Raw genomic sequence first — 21,546 nt, forward strand, 5'->3', positions numbered from 1 at the left:
CGGCCCGCCCCGGGCGCGGCCGCCGGGCGGGCCACCGCGCGCCACCACGGGTCGGGCTCGGGCGGGGCCGCCGGCTCCACGGAGCCACCCGGCCGAGGCACGGTCACCGGGACGTCCTCCCGCTCGGCGGCCGACAGCGTCAGCTCCACCGGCTCGTCCCAGGCGTGCGGCCCCAGGTTGAACGTGCCCCAGTGGATCGGGAGCAACAGCCCCGGCTCCCCGCCGGCGGCCAGGTCCAGATGGGCCCGCACGCCCTGTTCGGGCGTCATGTGGATGTCGGGCCAGAACTCCTCGCTGTAGGCGCCTATCTGGATCATGGTGGCGTCGAACGGGCCGTGCTCCTGGCCGGTCTTGGCGAAGCCGGGGAAGTACCCGGTGTCCCCGCTGTGGTAGATCCGGTGCTCGGGGCCCGCGACCACCCAGGAGGCCCAGAGCGTCTGCCAGCGGCCGAAGAGGCCCCGGCCGCAGAAGTGCTGCCCGGGCTCGGCGGTGAGCGTCAGCCCGCCGACGCGCGTCGACTCGTGCCAGTCCAGCTCCACGATCCGGGAGGCCGGCACGCCCCAGTGCTCCAGGTGCGCGCCCACGCCCAGCGGAACGGCGAAGACCGCCTCGCCGGCGACGAGGGTGCGCACCGTCGCCATGTCCAGGTGGTCGTAGTGGTCGTGGGAGATCACCACGGCGTCGACCGGGCCCAGCTCGGCGGGCAGGATCGGCAGCGGGTGGAGCCGCCTCGGGCCGACGAAGGAGAACGGGGAGCAGCGCTCGGCGAAGACCGGGTCGAAGAGGACCCGGTGTCCGTCGATCTCGGCGAGCACGCTGGCGTGCCCCAGCCAGGTCAGCCGCAGCCCGGAGGCCGGCGGCTCGGGGGTCTCCAACCAGGCGGGCCGGACCGTCGGCGGCCGGCGCAGCGGGGAGCGGCGCAGCCGGTCCTCCCGGCGGGCCAGCTGCCGCAGCATCGCCGGCATGGTCCGCAGGTCGCCCATCCGCACCGGGCGGTCGTTGCGGAAGGCGCCGTCCCGGTACTGCGGGGAGCGCCGGATGCGGGCGAGCCGCTCCCCGGTGGGCTGGGCGCCGAAGGCGGCGGGGCGCAGCCGGGCGAGCGCGCCGGCGAGGGGCGCGGGGCGACGCGGGGCGGCGCCACGGCGGGGCGTGGGGGCCGAGTCCGACGACGTGACCGGGCCGGATGGGGTGGCCGAGCTGGATGGCGTGGCGGACGAGGGTGGTTCGGACAACGCGACCTCCGGAGCGCGGGTACCCGGAACGGGCATGTTTCTCAGCCTAGTTCGTGCCTCCGACATTCCCCGGGCCGGACCCCGTCGTGGGCGGCCGGACCGCTGGTCGGACGGGGTTTGCCGTTCGCCCGCCGGACAGCCGATAGTTGGGGCATGGCTGTTACCACCGTGGTTGTGATGGGTGTGTCGGGCGTGGGGAAGACCACGGTGGCGCGGCCGTTGGCCGAACGCCTGGGGGTGCCCTTCGCCGAGGCCGACGACTTCCACTCGCCGGCGAACATCGCGAAGATGTCGGCCGGCACCCCGCTCACCGACGAGGACCGCCAGCCCTGGCTGGAGGCCATAGGCCGCTGGCTGCGGGAGCGCCGCGAGTCCGGCGAGGGCGGCGTGGTGACCTGCTCGGCGCTGAAGCGTTCCTACCGGGACCTGCTGCGCGCCGAGGCGGGCGGCGAGGTGTTCTTCCTCCATCTGACGGGCGCCTCCGAGCTGGTGGGCGAGCGCATCGGGCGGCGCACCGACCACTTCATGCCGCCGTCGCTGCTGCGCAGCCAGCTGGCGACGCTGGAGCCGCTCGGTGATGACGAGACCGGTCTGTCCTTGGACGTCTCCCCCGGGCCTGACCAACTGGTCGCGGACGCGGCGCGGGCGGTGACCTCCTAGCGGGGCGCGCTTGCCGCGCGGGGGCGCCGCCGGACGCCGGGGCCCGGCACCCGGGCGCGGGCCACCACGTCCGGTCTACGTGGCGGGCGACGGGACGGCACCCGCCCCCCGGACGGCGCGGGCACGACGGGCAACGGTCAACGACCACGCTGCCGCGCGAACCACGCCTGCCGGCCGGGCACTCCGCGCGCCGTCGCCTTCCGCGGCGGGTGGCCGAGCCACCGACCGGCGGGGCTGGTCGCCGCCGGAGGCGCTCAGCGGACGATGGAGACCATCCGCAGGACCGCGTCCGTGAGGGCGCGCTCGCCCGCCGTCTCGACCGAGGCCGCCGCCTCGTCCGGGGTGATGACCCGGCTGGCCAGGCGCCACAACACGTGGGCCGGCACGCGGAGTTGGGCGGCCGGAGGCCCGTCGGGGGCGGGGCGCAGGGCCCAGCGTTCCGGTTCGCGCACCGCCGTCCAGCGGCCGCCGGCCGGGCCGGGCACGGTGACCGTGACCGTCGTGCCGTCGGGGGCCGGGACCGGCGCGAGCGTCGTGGGGAGGGCGCGGAGGAACGTGTCGAGCACCGGCCGCAGCAGCTCGGGACCGTCCGCGCCGGGCCGGCCGACGGCGTCCCTGATCTGCTGCTGGTGGGTCCACGCCTCGGTGTACTCGCGGGCGAGATGGAGCCAGAGCGGCGGGTCGACGCCGGGTGCGGCCCAGGAGACCTCGGTGCCGGCGGGGGCGGCGAGGTCGAGGCCGGCCCAGGAGGCGTCGGCCTGGGACCCGAGGTGGCCGATGAGGTCGGTCAGCAGGCGGGGGCTGAGCTGCCGTGCGGTGGTGACGAACTCGCCGTTGACGCGCGCCAGATAGGCGGGCAGCGTCTCGCCGTCGGCGAAGGGCGGCGCGGGGTGCCCGTCGCGTGCGTGGGAGAGGCGGCGCAGCTGCCCGTGGAGCAGGTGGGCGGCGATGTCGCGCACCTGCCAGCCGGGGCAGACGGTGGGCCGTTCCCACTCGTTCGGGCCCAGCGCGCCCAACAGGTCGAGGAGCGCGGCGCGTTCGGTCGGCAGCAGGGGGCGCAGGTCGGTGGGCGGCCCCAACCAGTCGAGGGACGTGGGGGGTCGCGACGGTGACTCCATCGCCCGAGTAGATCACGGGCCACCGACAACGTTGACGCCCGCGCGGCGCGGCCCCGGGTGCAGCGGGGCGCGCCACGCGGGCGGACGGGCGCCTCGTGTCAGTCGCCGCCACCAAAGGCGGCGTCGAACGAGGCGGTGGGCGGGGGATAGTCATAGGAACGCAGCCGGGCGAGCGCCTCGGGCGCGCCGGCCAGCCGGTCCATGCCGGCGTCCTCCCACTCCACGGAGATGGGCCCCTGGTAGTCGATCGCCCGGAGCATCCGGAAGACGTCCTCCCAGGCCACGTCGCCGTGCCCGGCGGAGACGAAGTCCCAGCCGCGCCTCGGGTCGCCCCACGGCAGGTGGGAGCCGAGGCGGCCGTTGCGGCCGTCGAGCCGGCGGCGGGCCTCCTTGCAGTCGACGTGGTAGATCCGGTCCCTGAAGTCGTAGAGGAAGCCGGTCGGGTCGAGGTCCTGCCAGACGAAGTGGCTGGGGTCGAAGTTCAGCCCGAAGGCCGGCCGGTGGTCGATCGCCTCCAGGGTGCGCTTGGTCGTCCAGTAGTCGTAGGCGATCTCGCTCGGGTGCACCTCGTGCGCGAAACGGACACCCTCGGCGTCGAAGACGTCGAGGATGGGGTTCCACCGGGCGGCGAAGTCCTCGTAGCCGCGCTCGATCATCCCGGGCGGGACCGGCGGGAACATGGCGACCAGGTGCCAGATCGAGGAGCCGGTGAAGCCGATCACGGTGTTCACACCGAAGGCGGCGGCCGCCCTGGCGGTGTCCTTGATCTCCTGCGCGGCCCGGGTACGCACGCCCTCGGGCTCCCCGTCGCCCCAGATGCGGGCCGGCAGGATGCCCTCGTGGCGCTCGTCGATGGGGTGGTCGCAGACCGCCTGGCCGACGAGGTGGTTGGAGATGGCCCAACACTCCAGGCCGTACTTCTCCAGCAACGCCCGCCGCCCGGCGACGTAGTCGGGCTCCTTGAGCGCGCGGTCCACCTCGAAGTGGTCGCCCCAGCAGGCCAGTTCGAGACCGTCGTAGCCGAAGTCACGGGCGAGCCGGCAGACCTCCTCCAGCGGGAGGTCGGCCCATTGGCCGGTGAAGAGGGTGAACTTGCGGGACATCGTGTGCGTTTCCTTCCGTTGCGCGCTGCTCACTCCGCTGCCTGGACGGGGGTGTGCACGGCGTTCTTCTCCGCGCTCTCCTCAATGGCGGCCAGCACCCGCTGGACCTGGAGGCCGTCGGCGAACGAGGGCGCCGGCTGGGTACCCGCGGCGATCCCGTGCACCAGGTCCCTCGCCTGGTGGGCGAAGGTGTGCTCGTAGCCGAGCCCGTGGCCCGGGGGCCACCAGCCCTCCAGGAAGGGGTGGTCGGGCTCGGTCACCAGGATGCGGCGGAAGCCGCCCTCGGTCGCCGGCTGGGTGTTGTCGTAGAACTCCAGCTCGTTGAGTCGTTCCAGGTCGAAGGCCAACGAGCCGTCGGAGCCGTTGAGTTCGATCCGCAGCGCGTTCTTGCGCCCGGTGGCGAACCGGCTGACCTCGAAGGAAGCCAGCGCCCCCGAGGCCAGCCGGCCGGTGAACAGGGCCGCGTCGTCGACCGTGACCTGGCCCACGCCGCTGCCGTCGGGCAGCGGACGTTCCTTGACGAAGGTCTCGGTGTAGGCCGAGACCCCGGTGATCAGCTCGCCGGTGAGGTGCTGCGCCAGGTCGACGACGTGGGCGCCCAGGTCGCCGAGCGCGCCGGAGCCGGCCAGCTCCTTGCGGAGCCGCCAGACCAGCTTCAGCTCCGGATCGGCGCCCCAGTCCTGGAGGTAGACAGCGCGGACGTGGCGCAGCTCGCCGATCCGGCCCCGGGCGACCAGTTCGCGCGCCAGGGCCAGGGCGGGAACGCGACGGTAGTTGAAGCCGACCATCGCGATCTGGCCGCGCTCGCGCGCCGCCCCGGCGGCCGCGACCATGGCCTCGGCCTCGGCCACCGTGTTGGCCAGCGGCTTCTCGCACAGGACGTGCTTGCCGGCCTCCAGCGCGGCGATGGCGATCTCCGCGTGGCTGTCCCCCGGGGAGCAGATGTCGACGAGCTGGACGTCGTCCCTGGTGATCAGCGCACGCCAGTCGGTCTCGGTCGCCGACCAGCCCAACCGGTCGGCGGCGGCGTCGACCTTCGCCTGGTCACGGCCGCACACGGCGGCCATGACCGGCGAGAGGGGCAGGTCGAAGGCCCGCCCGACGGTGCGCCAACCCTGCGAGTGCGCGGCGCCCATGAAGGCATAGCCGACCATGCCCACGCCGAGGGTTGGGCTTGTGGAGGAGTTAGGCATGGAAATCCCTGTCAGTTGAAGCCGGTTGGCAGGTACTGCTCGACGTTGTCCTTGGTCACGACGGCCGAGTAGAGCGTGATGAACGAGGGGATCTCGAACTCGGCCAGGCCGCCGATGCCCTTGGCCTGGCCGACCGCGCGGGCCAGGTCGATCGCCGATGCGGCCATCGTCGGCGGGTAGAGCACGGTCGCCTTGAGCACCGTGTTGTCGGCCTGGATGGCCTCCATCACATGGCGCGAGCCGGCGCCGCCCACCATGAAGAACTCGTCACGGCCGGCCTGGTCGATGGCGCGCTCGGCGCCGACGCCCTGGTCGTCGTCGTGGTTCCACAGGGCGTGGAACTCGGGGACCGCCTGGAGCAGACCGGACATCACGTCCTGGCCCGACTCGACGGTGAACTCGGCGGCCTGGCGGGCCACCTTCTCGATGTTGGGGTAGTTGGCCAGCGCGTCGTCGAAGCCCTGGGTGCGCTGCTGGGTGAGTTCGAGGCTGTCGAGGCCCGCCAGTTCGACAACCTTGGCGCCCTCCACGTCCTTGAGCTGCTCGCCGATGTAGTGTCCGGCGTTCAGCCCCATACCGTAGTTGTCGCCGCCGACCCAGCAGCGGTAGGCCTGGGGCGTGTCGAAGACGCGGTCGAGGTTGATCACGGGAATGCCGGCGTTCATCGCCGACAGGCCCACCTGGGTCAGGGAGCGTCCGTCGGCCGGCAGGATCACCAGCACGTCGACCTGGCTGTTGATCAGGCTCTCTATCTGCCCGATCTGCTGCGCCGTGTCGTTGGAGCCCTCGGTGATCTCCAGGGTGACGTCCTCGTACTCCTCGGCCCGGCTCCTGGCGTGCTCGTTGATCGCGTTGAGCCAGCCGTGGTCGGCCTGGGGGCCGGCGAAGCCGATGGTGACATCGGGTCCGGGCTCCTCGGACGAGGCGGCCTGGTTCCGCTCCGCGCCGTCGTTGTCGTCGTCGCTGCTCTCGTTGCTGGTACAGCCGGCGAGGAAGACGCCCGCGCCGGCGGCGGCTCCGCCGAAGAGGAGACCTCTGCGGCCCAGTCCTGAAGAAATGTTCATGAGGAGTAGGAACCTTCCATGGGAAATGTGGTCGGGATGGTGCTCGGCTGTGGGGGCCGTCTAGGTGGTGTGGGCGGCGGATCGGCGCTGGAGCAGCACGGCGGCCACGATGATGGCGCCGGTGGCGATCTGCTGGAAGGCGCTCTCCAGGTTGTTCAGCACGAAGAGGTTGGTGATCAGGGTGAAGACCAACACGCCCAGCACGGAGCCGATGATGGTGCCTCGGCCGCCGGTGAGCAGGGTGCCGCCGATGATGGCGGCGGCGATGGCGTTCAGTTCGTAGAGGTTGCCGTTGGTGTTCTGGCCGGAGCCGGACAGGACGACCAGCATGAAGGCGGCGATGCCGCAGCACAGGCCCGAGAGGGCGTAGAGCATGAGCCGTTGGCGCTTGACGGCGATGCCGGCGAGGCGGGCCGCCTCGGGGTTGCCGCCGATGGCGGCCGTGCGGCGCCCGAAGGTGGTGCGGTTGAGCAGCACCCAGCCCAGGGCGGTGATCACGGCGAACATGATGACCAGCGGGGGGATGCCGAAGACGTAGGAGGAGCGCCGGCCGAGGTCGAGCACCGGGTCCACGGTGACCATCTGCGTGGAGCCGCCGGTGATCTCCAGGGAGAGGCCGCGCGCCGAGACCATCATGGCCATGGTGGCGACGAAGGGGACCATGGGCCCGTAGGCGATCAGCACGCCGTTGACCAGGCCGCAGCCGAGGCCGACCGCCAGGGCGCAGAAGACCATGCCGGCCATGCCGTACTCCTGGGTGGCCACCGTGGTGCACCACACCGAGGCCAGGGCCACGATCCCGCCGACAGAGAGGTCGATCCCGCCGCCGATCATCACGAAGGTCACGCCGACGGTGACCACGCCGATCACGGACGCCTGGGTGAGCACCAGTTGCAGGTTGTTGGTGTCCAGGAACTGTTCGCCCGCCGTGATCGCGCCGACCACGCAGAGAATGGCGAGGACCGCCAGCAGCGAGACGGTGTGCAGGTCGAAGAGCCTGCCCAGGACCAGCCTGGGGCCGCTGGGCGGGCCCTGGTCCCGGGTGACGACACCCGACGGCGGGCCCGGTGGCGCCGGCTTGTCGAGCGAGGCGGTCGAGGACGGTTCAGAGGTGGCGCCAGTGGTCACGCCTGGCTCCCTTCCATGACGAGGTCGAGAACCCGGTGCTCGTCGAGCTCCCGGGCCGGTGCGGTGTGCACCACCTGGCCCTCCCGCAGCACCAGCACCCGGTCGGCGAGCCCGAGCACCTCGGGTATCTCGCTGGAGACCAGCAGGACGGCCACGCCGTCGTCGGCCAGGCGGCGGATCAGGGCGTACAACTCGGCCCGGGCGCCGACGTCCACCCCTCGGGTGGGCTCGTCGAGCAGCAGGACCTTGCAACGGCGCAGCAGCCAGCGGGCCAGCACGGCCTTCTGCTGGTTTCCGCCGGAGAGCGTGCGGATCAGGGCGTCGGGGTTGTCCGGGCGCAGCGACAGGTCCCTGATGTTGGTGTGGGCGGCGGAGCGTTCGCCGGAGCGGTCCAGCCAGCCGCCCCGGGAGAAGCGGGGCAGCGAGGAGATCGACACGTTGCGGGTGACGGAGTCCATCAGGAACAGCGCCTGCGCCTTGCGTTCCTCGGGTGCGAGCCCGAGGCCGGCGCGGACGGCGGAGACGACGCTGCCGGGGCGCAGCCGCTTGCCGTCGACGGTCACGCGGCCGCCGCTGGGGGTCCTGGCGCCGTAGATGGTCTCCAGGATCTCGGAGCGGCCGGAGCCGACGAGGCCGGCCAGGCCGACGATCTCGCCGGGGCGGATCTCCAGGTCGAGCGGCTCGAACTCGCCCTGGCGGGTGAGCTGTTCGGCGACCAGCACCGGCTCGTCCGCCGAGCCGTCGAACGGGGTGGCGCGCTTCGGGAAGTCGTACTCGACGTCGCGGCCGGTCATCAGGGCGACGATGTCCCTGGTTGCGGTCTCCTTGGCCGGCAGGCCCCGGGCGACGGCGCGGCCGTCCTTGAGCACGGTGACCCGGTCGCCGATCCGGCGGATCTCCTCCAGCCGGTGCGAGATGTAGACGACGGCGACGTTGTCGGCGGTGAGGTTCTCCACGATGCGGAAGAGGTTGTTGACCTCGTCCGGGTCGAGGACGGCGGACGGCTCGTCCATGACGATGAGTTGGGTGTCGTGGGAGAGCGCCCTGGCCATGCTGACGACCTGTTGGCCGGCGGAGGAGAGGTCGCCGACGATGGTGTCGGGGTGGATCTCCGGGTGGCCGAGCCGGGCCAGCAGTTCGGCGGTGCGGGCCCTGGCCTCGCCCCGGCGCACGAAGCCGGCGGTGGAGGTCTCGTGGCCGAGGTGCACGTTCTCGGCGACGGAGAGGTGCAGCACCAGGTCGAGTTCCTGGTAGATGGTGGAGATGCCCAGGCGCATCGCGGAGACCGGGTTGGAGAGGGTGACCGGCTCGCCCCGCCAGGTGATCTCGCCCGAGTCGGGCTGGTGGGCTCCGGCGACCACCTTGATGAGGGTGGACTTGCCGGCGCCGTTCTGGCCCAGCAGGCAGTGCACCTCGCCCGGCAGCACCTCCAGGTCGACCCCGTCGAGGGCGCGGACCCCGGGAAAGGACTTGGTGATGCCGGAGAGGGTGAGGATCGGTGGTGGCGCGCTTGCCATGACTGGTCTCCTGTGGCTCTCCTGCGCACGGGGGGCCGGTGCGCGGACATGCGGGGGTAGGGCGTTGGCGGTGCTGGTGGTGCGCTGGCTGCTCCGGGGGCCCGGTCAGCCCCCTTGGGTCGGCCGCGTGTTCGCGGGCCGTGCGGTTCGGTGGGACGCCGCGAGGGCGCCTCAGGTCGGGGTGTAGCTGAAGAGGTGGTCGCTGATCAGGCGCGCGGCGCCGGTGACGCCGGCGACCGGACCGAGTTCGCCGAGGACGATGGGCAGGTTGCCGGTGGCCAGCGGCAGGGACTGCCGGTAGACCTGGGTGCGGATGCTGGCGAGCAGCGTGTGGCCGAGTCCGGTCACGCCGCCGCCGATCACGACGAGCGCGGGGTTGAAGAAGCTGACCAGCGCGGCGATCACCTGTCCGGCGCGGGCGCCGCCCTGGCGGATGAGGTCGAGCGAGGCGACGTCGCCGGCGGAGGCCGCGGCGGCCACGTCGGACGCGGTGAGCGTTCCGGCCGCGTTGAGCCGGGAGGCAAGTTCCACGGAACGGCCGTCCCTGGCCGCCTGTTCGGCGTCCCTGGCCAGGGCGGCGCCGCCGAAGTACGCCTCCAGGCAGCCCCGGTTGCCGCAGGGGCACTGCCGTCCGTCGACCTCGACCTGGATGTGGCCGATGTCGCCGGCGCTGCCGGTGGCACCACGGTGCACCTTGCCGTCGGCGACCACGCCGCAGCCGATGCCGGTGCCGATCTTGACGCAGATGAAGTCGTGGACGGAGTGGGCGACTCCGGCGTGCTGTTCGCCCAGCGCCATCAGGTTCACATCGTTGTCGACCATGATCGGGCAGCCCAGCTCCTGGCTGAGCACCTCGCGGATGGGGAAGCCGTCCCAGCCGGGCATGATCGGGGGCGCCACGGGCACCCCGTCGGGGAAGCGCACCGGTCCCGGGACGCCGATCCCGGCGCCGTCGAAGTGCTCAGCCAGGCCCGCGTTCCTGAGCTTCTCCGCCATGGAGAGCACCTGTTCGCAGACCGCCACCGGCCCCTCGCGGACGTCCATCCGCTCGGTGAGGTGCCCGAGGATCTCCAACTCGGGCCCGGTGACCGCCACGTCGAGGGACGTGGCGCCGATGTCCACGCCCAGGAACCGGAGTTCGGGAGCGAGCCGCACGTTGTGTGAGCGGCGCCCGCCCCGGGAGGCCGCGAAGCCGTCGCCGACGACGAGTCCGGTCTGGAGAAGGCGGTCGATCTCCACCGCCAGCTTGGACCGGGACAGCTCGATCTGGTCGCCGAGCTGCGCCCGGGAACTGGGACCCGCGTCCCGCAGCAGGCGAAGCAGCCGCGCCTGATGCGCGTTCGCGGGCCGAGCCGTCATGCGCCTCACGCTGCCCCTCCCGCCACCGTCGGCATCGGTCCCCGGCACGAGATCCGTGTCGGGCTTGACGAGGGAATGTAGCAGCGAGGAGGCGGGCAGGGAAGAAGTTCTGCGTGAATCGCTGAAACTTTTTCCTCGCTGAGGACAAAGCCTCGTCGGGCGGGCCTCCCACCTGCGCGAAGGACGGCCGCTCCCCCGCCGCCGCTCCCGGCCGCCGCGGGCTCCCCGGGCGCCCCCTGACCCGTCCCGCACGCCCGCCTCTCACTCGACCGGGCGCCGAACCGGGCCCGTTTCCCCCGAGGCGGCCGGACCGGAGCGGGGCCCGGACGGGACGCGGGCGGAACGGGGACGGAAAGCCCTGGGGACGTTCGTTCGCGCGGAACGCGGGGGTGTGCTCCGTTCACCCAGCGGGCAGCCGAAGTGGGGAGAGCCGTAAACTCGTTCCGGGGAACTGAAGATCGAGGAGGGGAGGGGCAGGTTCCCTCGCGCTGTTTCCGTACCGCGATCACCCCCACGCCTTTTGGGAACACTGCTTATGCCACTCGTCCGAGCGTCACAGCTGGTCCGTCCCCTGCGGCGACCCCAGCGACCCGAACAGTCGCGGCGCCCGCCGCTCATCCGGGAACTGCTGCTCGTCAGCGTTCTCTATCTCGCCTACAAGCTGGGCAGACGCGCGGCCAACGGCCAGTTTCACGACGCCTATGAGAACGCCGAACGCATATGGGACCTGGAACGCGCGCTCCGGCTTCCCAGCGAGGCTGCCGTGCAGGATCTCGTGTTGCACAGCGAGGCGTTGATCCGTTTCATCAACGTCTACTACGCCACGGTGCACTTTCCGGCGACGGTGGCGTTCCTGATCTGGATGTACTGGCGCAGGCCCGGGTTCTACGTCTGGGTGCGCTGGGTGATCACCTGGCTGACCGGCGCCGCGCTGGTGCTGCACCTGCTGGTGCCGCTCGCCCCGCCCCGGCTCTTCCGGCCGCTGCGCATGGTCGACACCGGCCTGGAGTACGGGCCGGCCGTCTACGACAAGCCGGACCCGGACTCGATGGCCAACCAGTTCGCGGCCATGCCCTCGCTCCACGTCGGCTGGGCGGTGCTGATCGCCGTCGGGCTGATCGTCGCGACCCGGAGCCGCTGGCGGTGGCTGTGGCTCGCGCATCCGCTGATCACGGTGACCGCCGTGGTCGCCACCGCGCACCACTACTGGATGGACGGACTGGTCGCCTGCGCGATCCTGGGCGCGGTGCTCTTCTTCCTCCGCCCGCCCCGGCGTTCCGCCCCACAGGCGACCGGCGGCGGCCGGCGGCACAGCGCCGACGGCACCCCGACGACGGTCACCACCACGGAGGTCACCCGGCCCGACGCGGTCCCCGAGGTCGGCCCCGCCGGGCCGGGCGCGCTGCGGGAGGGACGGGCGGCGACGGAGCTGGCCGGTCCCGAGGTGCGGCTGGCGCCGAAGGACGGCTGAACGGCGGTCCGAGGGACGCGCCTTCACGAAACCCCGGGAGAGCGAAGCGATCGTTTTCGATCACTCTCTCGGGGTTTTCCAATCAAAGAGCGGCCGCTTCACGGTCCGCTTTCGCTCCCTTGCCCAGGGCATTGCCGCGCCATATCGTGGTGCCCAACTTCCCTGTCCGCGTGGGGAACTGACGCGGATCAAGGGGTTTTCTTCGGGGAGGGAACACCTCATGTCCGGACGTGGCCGCCACCGCCGCTATCGGCCCAGCGCGGTCTCCCGCGCTTCGCTGACCGTGACCGCATCGGGGGCCGGCCTGGCGCTGCCCCTGGTGAGCGCCAGCGGCGCCTCGGCAGCGCCCGTCGAGACATGGGAACTGGTCGCCGAATGCGAGAGCAGCGGCGACTGGGACATCAACACGGGGAACGGTTTCTACGGCGGTTTACAGTTCCAGCAGAGCACCTGGGAGGCCTACGGCGGCACGGCGTACGCGCCGCGCGCCGACCAGGCCACCAAGGACCAGCAGATCGCGGTCGCCGAGGCGGTGCTGCGCGGGCAGGGCCCCCAGGCGTGGCCCACCTGCTCGGTGCGGGCGGGGCTGACCAGGGACGGGGCCGCGCCGGAGATCACCCCGGACGCCGGGCCGGCCGCCGCCGAGGCCGCCCTTGACGCCCGGCCGGCCGCCGAGGCGGCGACGGACGCGCGCCCGGCGGCGGCGAGCGTGGAGGCGCCCGAGCGGTACGAGGTGGTCAGCGGCGACACCCTCTCCGGCATCGCCGAGGAGCATCGGGTCGCCGGGGGCTGGCAGTCCCTCTACGAGCTGAACCGCCGCACGGTGGGCGGGAATCCTGACCTGATCTTCCCCGGCCAACGGCTGGCGCTGCGCCCCGGCGACGAGGCCCCCGCCGATGAGCCCGAACCGGAGCCGGAACCCGAACCCGAGCCGGAACCCGAGCCGGAACCGGAGCCGGAACCGGAACCCGAGGCCGACGAGGTCCAGGGCGAGCGGGCCGAGGAGCCGGCGCCCGAGCCCGAGCCGACGCCCACCTACCACTCCCCCGTGGACGCCGGCACCGGCACCGCCTACCACGCCACCGGCGGCTCCTGGTCCCTGGGCTACCACACCGGCGTCGACTTCCCCGTCTCCACCGGCACCACCGTGAGGTCCGTGACGGAGGGCCAGGTCGTCTCCGCCGGCTGGGCCGGCTCCTTCGGCTACGAGGTGATCGTCCGTCATCCCGACGGTCACTACAGCCAGTACGCCCACCTCTCGGCGATCTCCGTCTCCGAGGGCCAACCGGTCAGCGCCGGCCAGCGGTTGGGCCGCGCCGGCTCCACCGGCAACTCCTCCGGCCCGCACCTCCACTTCGAGGTCCGCACGGGCGAGGCGTTCGGCACGGACATCGACCCGGTCGCCTACCTCCGCCAGAACGGGGTCACCCTCTGAGCCCGCCGAGCCCACGACGACCGCCCCCGACCGCCGCGCGCGAGGGCCTCGCACACCCGTTCCTCCCGGGATGTTGGCCGAACTCGCCTCCCTGGGACGCGATCTGAACGATCGTGACCTTGGACTTATCGTGTCCCGGGGACCGAAACCGCCCGCCTCGCGGCGGAGATTCGGCGGAAACCAGCCGGGCATCCGAAGGGAGTAAGGCCGAACGGTCGCGCTCGCCAATCGGGACAGATGCTCCACTAACCCCCCAGCAGGGGGAGGTTGCCCTTCCGTTTCCTTCCCTGGACTGGCAGTCGGTCAGTAGTCTCGACCGTCGGGGCCAATGAGCGCATATGCAGGGGACATTGGAGACGTCGATGGAACGACCCACCTGGGCGCCACAGGGCATTGACCTGTCGGTGCCGAGCGTGTCGCGCATGTACGACTATTACCTCGGTGGCTCACACAACTTCGAGGTGGACCGGGTCACCGCCCGCAAGGCCATGGAGGCGTTTCCGGGACTTCCCAAGATCATGCAGGCCAACCGCGCCTTCATGCGCCGCGCGGTGCGCTACGCGGTGGCCCAGGGGATCACCCAGTTCCTCGACATCGGCTCCGGCATCCCCACCTTCGGCAACGTGCACGAGGTGGCCCAACAGGCCAGCCCCGAGGCCCGGGTGCTCTATGTGGACAACGACCCGGTGGCCGTGGCGCACAGCCGCGCGGTGCTCAAGGACGTGCCGAACGCCGGGATCACCGCCGCCGACTTCCGCGAGCCCGAGGCCATCCTGAGCAGCCCCGAGGCCGGCCGGCTGCTGGACCTCGAACGGCCCGTGGTGCTGCTGCTGGTGGCGCTGCTGCACTTCCTCGACGACGAACAGAAGCCCCACCAGCGGCTGGCCACCCTGCGCGACGCGCTGGCCCCCGGCAGCCTGCTGGTGCTCACCCACGCCTCCGTGGACAACGGCCCCGTCACCGTCGAGCAGGGCAGCCGGCTCTCCGAGATCTACCGGGCCGGCGGCAGCGACCTGGTGATGCGCTCGGAGCCCGAAGTGGCCCGGTTCTTCGAGGGGTTCGAGCTGATCGACCCGGGGCTCGTGCCCATAGGGCGCTGGCGGCCCGAGGACCACATCGAGGACGAGGACCCGATGGCGTTCAGCGGCATCGCAGGGGTGGGACGCAAGGCGTGACCGACGAGACCCCCACCCCTCACCTCCCGCCCGACGGACTGCGGCGGTTCGCGACCATCTGGTGCCGCGCGGTCTACCCGGCCACCGCGACCTCCATGACCAAGCGGGAGTTCGAGAGCCTGCTGCTCGCCCTCAGCGAGCGGCTCGCGATCGCCCTGCGCGCCCAGCCGTTCGACCCCAGCCCCGGGGTCTCCGTCGGTGAGGCCCTGGTCACCGCGCACTGCACCGCGCCCGAGGCGCTGCCCCGGGTGCTCGGCGTGATCGACGCCTATCTGCTGCTCTACTGCGCCGACCTGACCGTGCTCGGCCAGGACGAGGGCCGCAGCCGCTGCGCCCGGCTCCAGCACGCCATCGCGGCCGGCTTCGCCCGCGCCCTCCAGGAGCGGACCCGCAGCGAACAGGAGTCGCTCTCGGTGGCGGCGCTCACCGCCCAGACGGAGATCGCCAACGCCCTCCACGAGAGCGAGACCCGCTTCCGCGCGGTCTTCAGGGACGCCGCGCTCGGCATCGGGATCGCCGACATCAACGGCGACATCATCGACACCAACGAGTCCTTCGCCCGCATGATGGGCGGCATCGGGCTGCCCACCAGGCGGCGCAACGTCCTGGACTGGACCCACCCCGACGACTCGCCCGAAGTGTGGCGGCTCCAGCGGGAGTTGATGCGCGGCGAGCGCGAGCACTACCAGGTCGAGAAGCCCTACAGCCGCAGCGACGGCACCGTGCTGTGGACCAACCTCACGGTCTCCCTGCTGCGCGACGCCGAGGGCGAGCCCCGCTACATGCTGGCGATGATGGAGGACGTCTCCGAGCGCCGGCTGCTCAACCTGCGGCTGCGCTACCAGGCGACCCACGACGCGCTGACCGACCTGCCCAACCGTTCCATGTTCTTCGAGCGGCTGGAGCAGGCGCTGGCCGCCGGCTCCCCGCAGAGCCGGGTCGGGCTGTGCTACCTCGACCTCGACGGGTTCAAGGCGGTCAACGACAGCCTCGGGCACGCCGTCGGCGACCAGTTGCTGATCGCGGTCGCCGAACGCCTCCAGTCCTGCGCCTCGGAGCCGGGGCAGATGCTGGCCAGGATCGGCGGCGACGAGTTCGTGGCGCTGGTCATCGACCCGCCGACCGCCGACTCGGTGGCCGAGTTGGCCCGCCGGGCGCTGGCCGCGCTGGCCACCCCGGTGACCGTGGGCGACCGGGAGCTGATGGTGCGGGCCAGCATCGGCGTCGTCGAGGGCCCCACCCGCAACCTCACCTCGGCCGAGGTGCTGCGCAGCGCCGACATCACCATGTACCGGGCCAAGGCGGAGGGGGGCAATCGTTACGCCCTCGCCGACCCGGACTCCGACGCGCGGGCCATCAGCCGGCACCACCTCACCCACCACCTGCCGGCCGCGCTCAAGGGCTGCGAGTTCTTCATCGAGTACCAGCCGTTGGTGCGGATGGAGGACGGCAGCCTGGAGGGCGCCGAGGCGCTGGTCCGGTGGAGCCATCCGCGCCACGGGGTGCTGGGCCCCGACCGGTTCATCCCGCTGGCCGAACACACCGGTCTGATCGTGCCGTTGGGGCGCTGGGTGCTCCAGGAGGCGGTGCGGCAGGCGTGCAAGTGGCAGGTGCGCGGCATCGGCGGCCCCCGGCCGCTGCGGGTGAACGTCAACCTCTCGCCGCGCCAGCTGCACCACCCTGAGCTGGTCGAGGACACCGTCGCGGTGCTGGAGGAGGCGGGGCTGCCGCCCAGCGCGCTGTGCCTTGAGGTGACCGAGACGGCGATGATCCGCGCCGACGAGAACGAGCTGCGACCGCTGCGGGAACTGGCCGAGCTGGGCGTGGGCATCGCGCTGGACGACTTCGGCACCGGCTACTCCAACCTGGCCAACCTGCGCCGACTGCCGGCCAACACCCTGAAGTTGGACCGCTCGTTCACCCAGGGGCTCCAGCGCGACCCGGCCGACCCGGTGGATCTCAAGATCGTGGAGGGCATCGTCTCGCTGGCCCACGCGCTGCGGCTGTCGGTCACCGTCGAGGGCGTGGAGACCTCCACCCAGGCCGAGCAGCTGCGGGACCTGGGCTGCGACTCGGCGCAGGGCTGGTTCTACGCCCGCCCGGGCCCGCCGGAGCGGCTGCCCGAGGCGGTCTGAGCCGGGCACGTCTCCGGGGTCTCGACGACCAGACGACGCGGGGCCGCCGCCCTCGGCGGCGGCAGCCGCAGCGGCCCGGCGCCCGGGGTGAGCGAGCCGAGCACGGCCGCCGTCCCGGCGCCGGTCGCCGCCGGCAGGCTGCCGGGCAGCCCGTGCGCGGTGAGGAAGCCCAACAGCGCGAACAGCAGCGCCTCCTTGGCGTCCGACGGCAGCCCCAGGGCGTCCGTCGGGCGCACCTCGGTCGGCGCCGCGAGCGCCCGCGTCCGGCGCAGCAGCGTCGGGTTGCGCACCCCGCCGCCGGAGACCAGCAGCTCGGTCAGCCCAAGAGCACGGCAGGCCGAGGCGACCAGCTCGGCCGTCAACTCCGTGACGGTGGCGACCAGATCGTCCGCCGGCAGGCCGCCGGCCGGCAGCCGCGCCCGCAGATAGCCGGCGTGGAACAGCTCCTTGCCCGTGGACTTCGGCGGCGGCAGCCGGTAGTACGGCTCGTCCAGCAGCCGCGCCAGCAGCGCCCGGTCGACGCGCCCCCTGGCCGCCGCCGCCCCGTCGCGGTCCATCCGGCGCGCGCCGCCGCTGGCCTCCACGACGGCCGCGTCGATCAGCGCGTTGGCCGGCCCCAGGTCGTAGGCGACCAGGCGCCCTGCGGCGTCCCTGGCGGTGATGTTGGCGATGCCGCCCAGGTTGAGCACGCCCCGGCCCGCCAACGCCGGGACCCGTTCCGCCGCGCCGCCGAGCAGCAGCAGCGCGTCCAGCAGCGGAACGAGCGGCGCGCCCTGCCCGCCCCTGGCGATGTCCCGGGTGCGGAAGTCGGAGACCACGGGCAGCCCGGTGGCCTCGGCGATCCAGGCGGCGCCGCCGAGTTGCAGGGTGCCCAGGGCGCGGGGGCCTTCGACCCAGTGGAAGACGGTCTGCCCGTGCGAGGCGACCAGGTCGGCCCGGCCGCCGGCGACCTCGGCCACCGCCCGGGCCGCCACCCGGCCGAAGAGGCGGCCGAGTTCGGTGTCCAGCCGGCAGACCCGCTCCAGCGTGGTGGCCGCCGGCGGCAGCGCCCCGGCCAGCTCGGCGCGGAGCGGGTCGGGCAGGGGGTCGCTCACCGTGCCCAACGGGCGCAGCACCACCGCCTCCCCCGCCCCGTCCGGCTCGGGCGCGAAGGAGAGTTCGGCGACGGCGGCGTCCACCGCGTCGTACGAGGTCCCGCTGAGCAGACCCACCACCCGCCAGGGCCTGACGGCGACAAACGCGGTGCGGTCGGCCCAGGCCGGCTCGGTAGGATGAATGTTGTCCATGGCGGTGCTCCGTTACGCTCCGTTTACGCCTGATGGCCCGCGCCGCCCGCTGATTCCTCTCACCATTGGAGCATCCGAGGATGGCCCGACACCTCATCACCAGTGCGTTGCCCTATATCAACGGGATCAAGCACCTGGGGAACATGGTGGGCTCGATGCTCCCCGCCGACGTCTACGCCCGCTACCTGCGGCAGCGCGGCCAGGACGTGCTCTACATCTGCGCCACCGACGAGCACGGCACCCCGGCCGAGCTGGCCGCCAAGGCGGCGGGCCTGCCGGTGGCCGCGTTCTGCGCCGAGCAGCACGCCGCGCAGAAGGCGGTCTACGACGGCTTCGGCCTCGCGTTCGACTACTTCGGGCGCACCTCGTCCCCGCAGAACATCGAGGTCACCCAGCACTTCGCGCGGCGGCTGGCGGAGCACGGCTTCATCGAGGAGCGCTCGACCCGGCAGGTGTTCTCCGTCGCCGACGACCGTTTCCTGCCGGACCGGTACATCGTCGGCACCTGCCCGTTCTGCGGCTACGAGGCCGCCAGGGGCGACCAGTGCGAGAACTGCACCCGGGTGCTCGACCCGACGGACCTCCTCGAAGCCCGCTCGGCGGTCAGCGGCAGCACCGACCTGGAGGTGCGGGAGACCAAGCACCTGTTCCTGCTCCAGTCCAGGCTGGAGCCCGAGGTCGAGGCGTTCGTCGAGCGGCACGGCAACGAGTGGCCGACGCTGGCCTCGTCCATCGCCCGCAAGTGGCTGACCGAGGGGCTGCACGACCGCTCCATCACCCGGGACCTGGAGTGGGGCGTTCCGGTGCCGGCCGACGTGTGGCCCGAACTGGCCGCCGAGGGCAAGGTGTTCTACGTCTGGTTCGACGCCCCCATCGGCTATATCGGCGCCACCAAGGAGTGGGCCGACGCGGCGCCCGACGGCGAGGAGCGCGACTGGCGCTCCTGGTGGTACGAGGCCGACGACGTCCGGTACACGGAGTTCATGGCCAAGGACAACGTGCCCTTCCACACGGTGATGTTCCCCGCCACCCAGCTGGGCACCAGGGAGCCGTGGAAGCAGGTCGACTACGTCAAGGCGCTCAACTGGCTGACGTACTACGGCGGGAAGTTCTCCACCTCGCAGAACCGCGGCGTCTTCACCGACCAGGCCCTTGAGCTGCTGCCCGCCGACTACTGGCGGTACTTCCTGATGGCCTCGGCGCCGGAGTCGGACGACTCGGCGTTCTCCTGGGAGCTGTTCGCCTCGGTGGTCAACAAGGACCTGGCGGACACCCTGGGAAACTTCGTCAACCGGGTGCTGTCCTTCTCCCGCAAGCGGTTCGGCGACGCGGTGCCGGCCGGGCACGCGCCGGGCGACGCGGAGCGGGCGCTGGGCGAGGAGATCGCGGGCCTGCTGGCCGAGTACGAGCGGCAGTTGGAGGCGCTCCAGTTCCGCAAGGCGGCGTTCGCGCTGCGCGCGCTGTGGAGCGCGGGCAACGTCTATCTGGAGTCCAAGGCGCCGTGGAAGGAGATCAAGGCCGACCCGGACGCGGCGGCGCTGACGCTCCGGACGGCGATCAACCTGATCCACCTGTACGCGGTGGTCTCCGAGCCGTTCGTGCCGTTCACCTCGGCCACGCTGCGGGAGGTGTTCGCGCCCGAGGACCCGGCGGTCACCGAGCGGCTGGGCGAGCGGTGGGTGAGCGAGGCGGCGGCGCGGGCGCTGGACGCGGTGCCGGCCGGCACCCCGTTCACCGTGCCCGGGGTGCTCTTCGCCAAGCTCACCGACGAGGACCTGGACGCCTACCGCGAGCGGTTCGGCGGCGCCGAGGAGGCGTGAGCCGGCCGGCCGCCGCCGGTCGTCCCGTTCACGGGCGACCGGCGGCGGCCGCCGCGCGCTCCCTGGTCTCGATGAGGTGGCCGACCAGGCAGACCAGCACCCGGGTCGCGGACGCCGCCTTGCGGGCGTCGCAGGTGATCACCGGCACCCCGGGGTCCAGGTCGAGGGCGGTCCGCACCTCCTCGGTCGTGTAACGCACCGCGCGGTCGAACTCGTTGACCGCGACGACGAACCCCAGGCCACGCCGCTCGAAGAAGTCGATGGCGGGGAAGCAGTGTTCGAGCCGGCGGGTGTCGGCCAGCACCACGGCGCCGAGCGCGCCCTGGCACAGCTCGTCCCAGACGAACCAGAACCGTTCCTGCCCCGGGGTGCCGAAGAGGTAGAGCACATGCTGGTTGTCCAGCGTGATCCGGCCGAAGTCCATCGCCACGGTGGTGGTGGTCTTCCGCTCGACGCCCTCCAGGCTGTCGGTGCCGGCGCTGAGCTGGGTCAGCAACTCCTCGGTGCTCAGGGGCTCGATCTCGCTGACCGCGCCGACCAGGGTGGTCTTGCCGACCCCGAAGCCGCCGGCGACCAGGATCTTCGCCGTGGTGGGGAACGGGTCCCGCGCGCCCGGGTCTTCCCCGGCTCCGTGGTCGGGCCCTGGGGCACGGCCGGCCCGGTGGTCGGAGGGCCTCTCCGGGGCGTCGGAACGCCTCTCGGGGCCGTGGGAACGCTTCTCAGAGCCGTTCGCGGAGTCCACGCAGCACCGCCTCCAGCAGGTCTCGGTCGGTCGGGGAGGCGCCGGTGGGCTCCGGCGCGTTGACGGCCACGGCGCCGCAGGCCAGCAGATCGCTCAGCAGGACCTTGGTGACGGCGGCCGGCAGCCGCAGGTGGGCGGCGAGTTCGGCGACCGAGATCGGCGCCCGGGCCAGGGCGAGCACCTGGCCGTGCTCGGGACCTGGCGGCGCGGCGCGCGCCGGCCGGCCGGTGGCGCGCACCAGGGTCGTCAGGTCGAGGCGGGCCGCCGGCCGGGTGCGTCCGTCGCTCGCTGTGTAGGGGCGCATCAGGCGCCCGGCCCGGTCGTCGAGCCAGGCGCCGAGGCACGCGCCGCGCGGTCGTTCCACGGGCGGGCCTCAGCGTCCCGCCGGCAGCCGCAGCGGGGTCTCCAGCACCGAGCGCACGCTTCTGACCAGAAGGGTCATCTCGTAGCCCAGCACGGCGACATCGGCCCTGCGGTCAGCGAGCGCGGCCAGGCAGGCGCCGGTGCCCGCCGTGCAGACGGTCAGCAGGGCCGACTCCCACTCGACGACCACCTGCCGCACCCTGCCCCCCTCAGCGAACCGGGCGCCGGCACCCCTGGCCAGCGCGTGCAGCCCGGAGGCGAGCGCGGCCAGCTGCTCGGCCGTCTCCCGGTCGAGGCCGTGGGCCGCCCTGACCAGGCCGTCGATGCTGAGCAGCAGGGCGCTGCGGGCGTGCGGCACCCGTTCCACCAGGCCGGTCAACAGCCGGCCCAGGTCGGGCCGTTGCTCGGGCGCGGGGGCGGCGGCATCGGGCGAAGGCTCGTTCGTCGCGCCGGGCGGGGGTTCGGCGGCGGGATCGTGGGCGTGGGCGGCCGGAGGGTCGGTGGTGGGATCGCTCCCGGGGTCGCTTGCGGGGTCGCTGTCCATCGTTGCTGGTCTCCTCGGGCGGGTCCTGTCGCGGGCCCGGCTTCGGGCTCCCGCGCGGGGCCCTGGGATGGGGAAGCCGGCCGGGGGCGGGCCGGGCGGCCGGCGGTCAGGAGCGGCGCGGCTCGGCCTCCTCGGCCAGGCTGGCGCCGCGCCGGAAGGCGGCCATCAGGCCGGGGTCCGGCGGCTCGGCGGCCTCGTCGA

The 21,546-nt window shown here is 72.8% G+C and carries 18 protein-coding genes; 6 read left to right on the forward strand and 12 right to left on the reverse strand.

Annotation, left to right across the window (positions count from 1 at the left end; genetic code table 11):
* The coding region (locus EBN88_RS18335; protein WP_122184997.1) for an MBL fold metallo-hydrolase at window positions 1-1,268 on the reverse strand (1,268 nt) is incomplete at its 3' end.
* Window positions 1,269-1,385: 117 nt separating this feature from the next.
* Here EBN88_RS18335 and EBN88_RS18340 point away from each other — a divergent pair.
* On the forward strand, window positions 1,386-1,892 hold the full coding sequence (locus EBN88_RS18340) for a gluconokinase (RefSeq protein WP_122184981.1): 507 nt from the start codon (window positions 1,386-1,388) through the stop codon (window positions 1,890-1,892).
* 254 nt (window positions 1,893-2,146) lie between these two features.
* Here the strand turns inward: EBN88_RS18340 and EBN88_RS18345 are convergent, their stop codons facing one another.
* From EBN88_RS18345 to EBN88_RS18375, 7 genes are all read right to left on the reverse strand, one after another.
* Window positions 2,147-3,010 carry a maleylpyruvate isomerase family mycothiol-dependent enzyme gene (locus EBN88_RS18345; RefSeq protein WP_122184982.1) on the reverse strand — a complete coding sequence of 288 codons (864 nt, stop codon included), beginning with the start codon at window positions 3,008-3,010 and terminating at the stop codon, window positions 2,147-2,149.
* A gap of 98 nt (window positions 3,011-3,108) precedes the next feature.
* A complete protein-coding gene (locus EBN88_RS18350; protein ID WP_122184983.1) occupies window positions 3,109-4,113 on the reverse strand; it encodes a sugar phosphate isomerase/epimerase family protein in 1,005 nt (334 codons plus the stop codon).
* A 29-nt stretch (window positions 4,114-4,142) separates the two neighbouring features.
* Window positions 4,143-5,306: a Gfo/Idh/MocA family protein gene (locus EBN88_RS18355; RefSeq protein ID WP_122184984.1), complete on the reverse strand. Its 1,164-nt coding sequence runs from the start codon at window positions 5,304-5,306 to the stop codon at window positions 4,143-4,145.
* An 11-nt stretch (window positions 5,307-5,317) separates the two neighbouring features.
* Window positions 5,318-6,370: a substrate-binding domain-containing protein gene (locus tag EBN88_RS18360; protein ID WP_122184985.1), complete on the reverse strand. Its 1,053-nt coding sequence runs from the start codon at window positions 6,368-6,370 to the stop codon at window positions 5,318-5,320.
* Window positions 6,371-6,430: 60 nt separating this feature from the next.
* Window positions 6,431-7,381 (reverse strand): ABC transporter permease, encoded by a 951-nt coding sequence (locus EBN88_RS18365; RefSeq protein ID WP_233580774.1) that lies wholly within the window; start codon window positions 7,379-7,381, stop codon window positions 6,431-6,433.
* A gap of 113 nt (window positions 7,382-7,494) precedes the next feature.
* The gene (locus EBN88_RS18370) at window positions 7,495-9,015 is read right to left on the reverse strand and encodes a sugar ABC transporter ATP-binding protein (RefSeq protein WP_122184987.1); all 1,521 of its coding nucleotides are present in this window, start codon (window positions 9,013-9,015) and stop codon (window positions 7,495-7,497) included.
* 171 nt (window positions 9,016-9,186) lie between these two features.
* A complete protein-coding gene (locus tag EBN88_RS18375; protein ID WP_122184988.1) occupies window positions 9,187-10,374 on the reverse strand; it encodes an ROK family transcriptional regulator in 1,188 nt (395 codons plus the stop codon).
* A gap of 535 nt (window positions 10,375-10,909) precedes the next feature.
* On the opposite strand from EBN88_RS18375, the gene EBN88_RS18380 reads away from it, so the two are divergent.
* The 4 genes from EBN88_RS18380 to EBN88_RS18395 all read left to right on the forward strand — a co-directional run bounded on the left by EBN88_RS18380 (window position 10,910) and on the right by EBN88_RS18395 (window position 16,590).
* Window positions 10,910-11,845, forward strand: coding sequence for a phosphatase PAP2 family protein (locus tag EBN88_RS18380; protein WP_122184989.1), 936 nt, complete (start codon window positions 10,910-10,912; stop codon window positions 11,843-11,845).
* Window positions 11,846-12,065: 220 nt separating this feature from the next.
* A complete protein-coding gene (locus EBN88_RS18385; RefSeq protein WP_122184990.1) occupies window positions 12,066-13,280 on the forward strand; it encodes a transglycosylase family protein in 1,215 nt (404 codons plus the stop codon).
* A gap of 362 nt (window positions 13,281-13,642) precedes the next feature.
* Window positions 13,643-14,455, forward strand: coding sequence for an SAM-dependent methyltransferase (locus tag EBN88_RS18390; protein ID WP_122184991.1), 813 nt, complete (start codon window positions 13,643-13,645; stop codon window positions 14,453-14,455).
* The gene (locus EBN88_RS18395) at window positions 14,452-16,590 is read left to right on the forward strand and encodes a putative bifunctional diguanylate cyclase/phosphodiesterase (RefSeq protein ID WP_122184992.1); all 2,139 of its coding nucleotides are present in this window, start codon (window positions 14,452-14,454) and stop codon (window positions 16,588-16,590) included. Before EBN88_RS18390 ends, EBN88_RS18395 begins: the two co-directional genes overlap by 4 nt.
* Here EBN88_RS18395 and EBN88_RS18400 read toward each other — a convergent pair.
* The gene (locus EBN88_RS18400; RefSeq protein ID WP_122184993.1) at window positions 16,545-17,876 is read right to left on the reverse strand and encodes an anhydro-N-acetylmuramic acid kinase; all 1,332 of its coding nucleotides are present in this window, start codon (window positions 17,874-17,876) and stop codon (window positions 16,545-16,547) included. The two genes, EBN88_RS18395 and EBN88_RS18400, sit on opposite strands and share 46 nt — an antisense overlap.
* 80 nt (window positions 17,877-17,956) lie before the next feature.
* On the opposite strand from EBN88_RS18400, the gene metG reads away from it, so the two are divergent.
* Window positions 17,957-19,696, forward strand: a complete 1,740-nt coding sequence (gene metG, locus EBN88_RS18405; protein ID WP_122184994.1) for a methionine--tRNA ligase — start codon at window positions 17,957-17,959, stop codon at window positions 19,694-19,696.
* A 28-nt stretch (window positions 19,697-19,724) separates the two neighbouring features.
* Here metG and EBN88_RS18410 read toward each other — a convergent pair whose 3' ends face one another.
* From EBN88_RS18410 to EBN88_RS18420, 3 genes are all read right to left on the reverse strand, one after another.
* On the reverse strand, window positions 19,725-20,438 hold the full coding sequence (locus EBN88_RS18410) for a GTP-binding protein (protein ID WP_122184995.1): 714 nt from the start codon (window positions 20,436-20,438) through the stop codon (window positions 19,725-19,727).
* Window positions 20,416-20,742 carry a DUF742 domain-containing protein gene (locus EBN88_RS18415; RefSeq protein ID WP_122184998.1) on the reverse strand — a complete coding sequence of 109 codons (327 nt, stop codon included), beginning with the start codon at window positions 20,740-20,742 and terminating at the stop codon, window positions 20,416-20,418. The genes EBN88_RS18410 and EBN88_RS18415 overlap by 23 nt, the downstream gene beginning before the upstream one ends.
* A gap of 69 nt (window positions 20,743-20,811) precedes the next feature.
* A complete protein-coding gene (locus tag EBN88_RS18420) occupies window positions 20,812-21,192 on the reverse strand; it encodes a roadblock/LC7 domain-containing protein (protein WP_233580776.1) in 381 nt (126 codons plus the stop codon).
* Window positions 21,193-21,546: the final 354 nt, after the last annotated feature.

Source organism: Streptomyces triticirhizae (assembly GCF_003696235.1).
In the GTDB taxonomy this organism is placed as follows: domain Bacteria; phylum Actinomycetota; class Actinomycetes; order Streptomycetales; family Streptomycetaceae; genus Streptomyces; species Streptomyces triticirhizae.

Bases quoted from the DNA above. Each gene is read 5' to 3' on its own strand.
- EBN88_RS18340 (WP_122184981.1), top strand. From the start codon at position 1,386: ATGGCTGTTACCACCGTGGTTGTGATGGGTGTGTCGGGCGTGGGGAAG.
- EBN88_RS18345 (WP_122184982.1), bottom strand. From the start codon at position 3,010: ATGGAGTCACCGTCGCGACCCCCCACGTCCCTCGACTGGTTGGGGCCG.
- EBN88_RS18350 (WP_122184983.1), bottom strand. From the start codon at position 4,113: ATGTCCCGCAAGTTCACCCTCTTCACCGGCCAATGGGCCGACCTCCCG.
- EBN88_RS18355 (WP_122184984.1), bottom strand. From the start codon at position 5,306: ATGCCTAACTCCTCCACAAGCCCAACCCTCGGCGTGGGCATGGTCGGC.
- EBN88_RS18360 (WP_122184985.1), bottom strand. From the start codon at position 6,370: ATGAACATTTCTTCAGGACTGGGCCGCAGAGGTCTCCTCTTCGGCGGA.
- EBN88_RS18370 (WP_122184987.1), bottom strand. From the start codon at position 9,015: ATGGCAAGCGCGCCACCACCGATCCTCACCCTCTCCGGCATCACCAAG.
- EBN88_RS18375 (WP_122184988.1), bottom strand. From the start codon at position 10,374: ATGACGGCTCGGCCCGCGAACGCGCATCAGGCGCGGCTGCTTCGCCTG.
- EBN88_RS18380 (WP_122184989.1), top strand. From the start codon at position 10,910: ATGCCACTCGTCCGAGCGTCACAGCTGGTCCGTCCCCTGCGGCGACCC.
- EBN88_RS18385 (WP_122184990.1), top strand. From the start codon at position 12,066: ATGTCCGGACGTGGCCGCCACCGCCGCTATCGGCCCAGCGCGGTCTCC.
- EBN88_RS18390 (WP_122184991.1), top strand. From the start codon at position 13,643: ATGGAACGACCCACCTGGGCGCCACAGGGCATTGACCTGTCGGTGCCG.
- EBN88_RS18400 (WP_122184993.1), bottom strand. From the start codon at position 17,876: ATGGACAACATTCATCCTACCGAGCCGGCCTGGGCCGACCGCACCGCG.
- metG (WP_122184994.1), top strand. From the start codon at position 17,957: ATGGCCCGACACCTCATCACCAGTGCGTTGCCCTATATCAACGGGATC.
- EBN88_RS18415 (WP_122184998.1), bottom strand. From the start codon at position 20,742: ATGCGCCCCTACACAGCGAGCGACGGACGCACCCGGCCGGCGGCCCGC.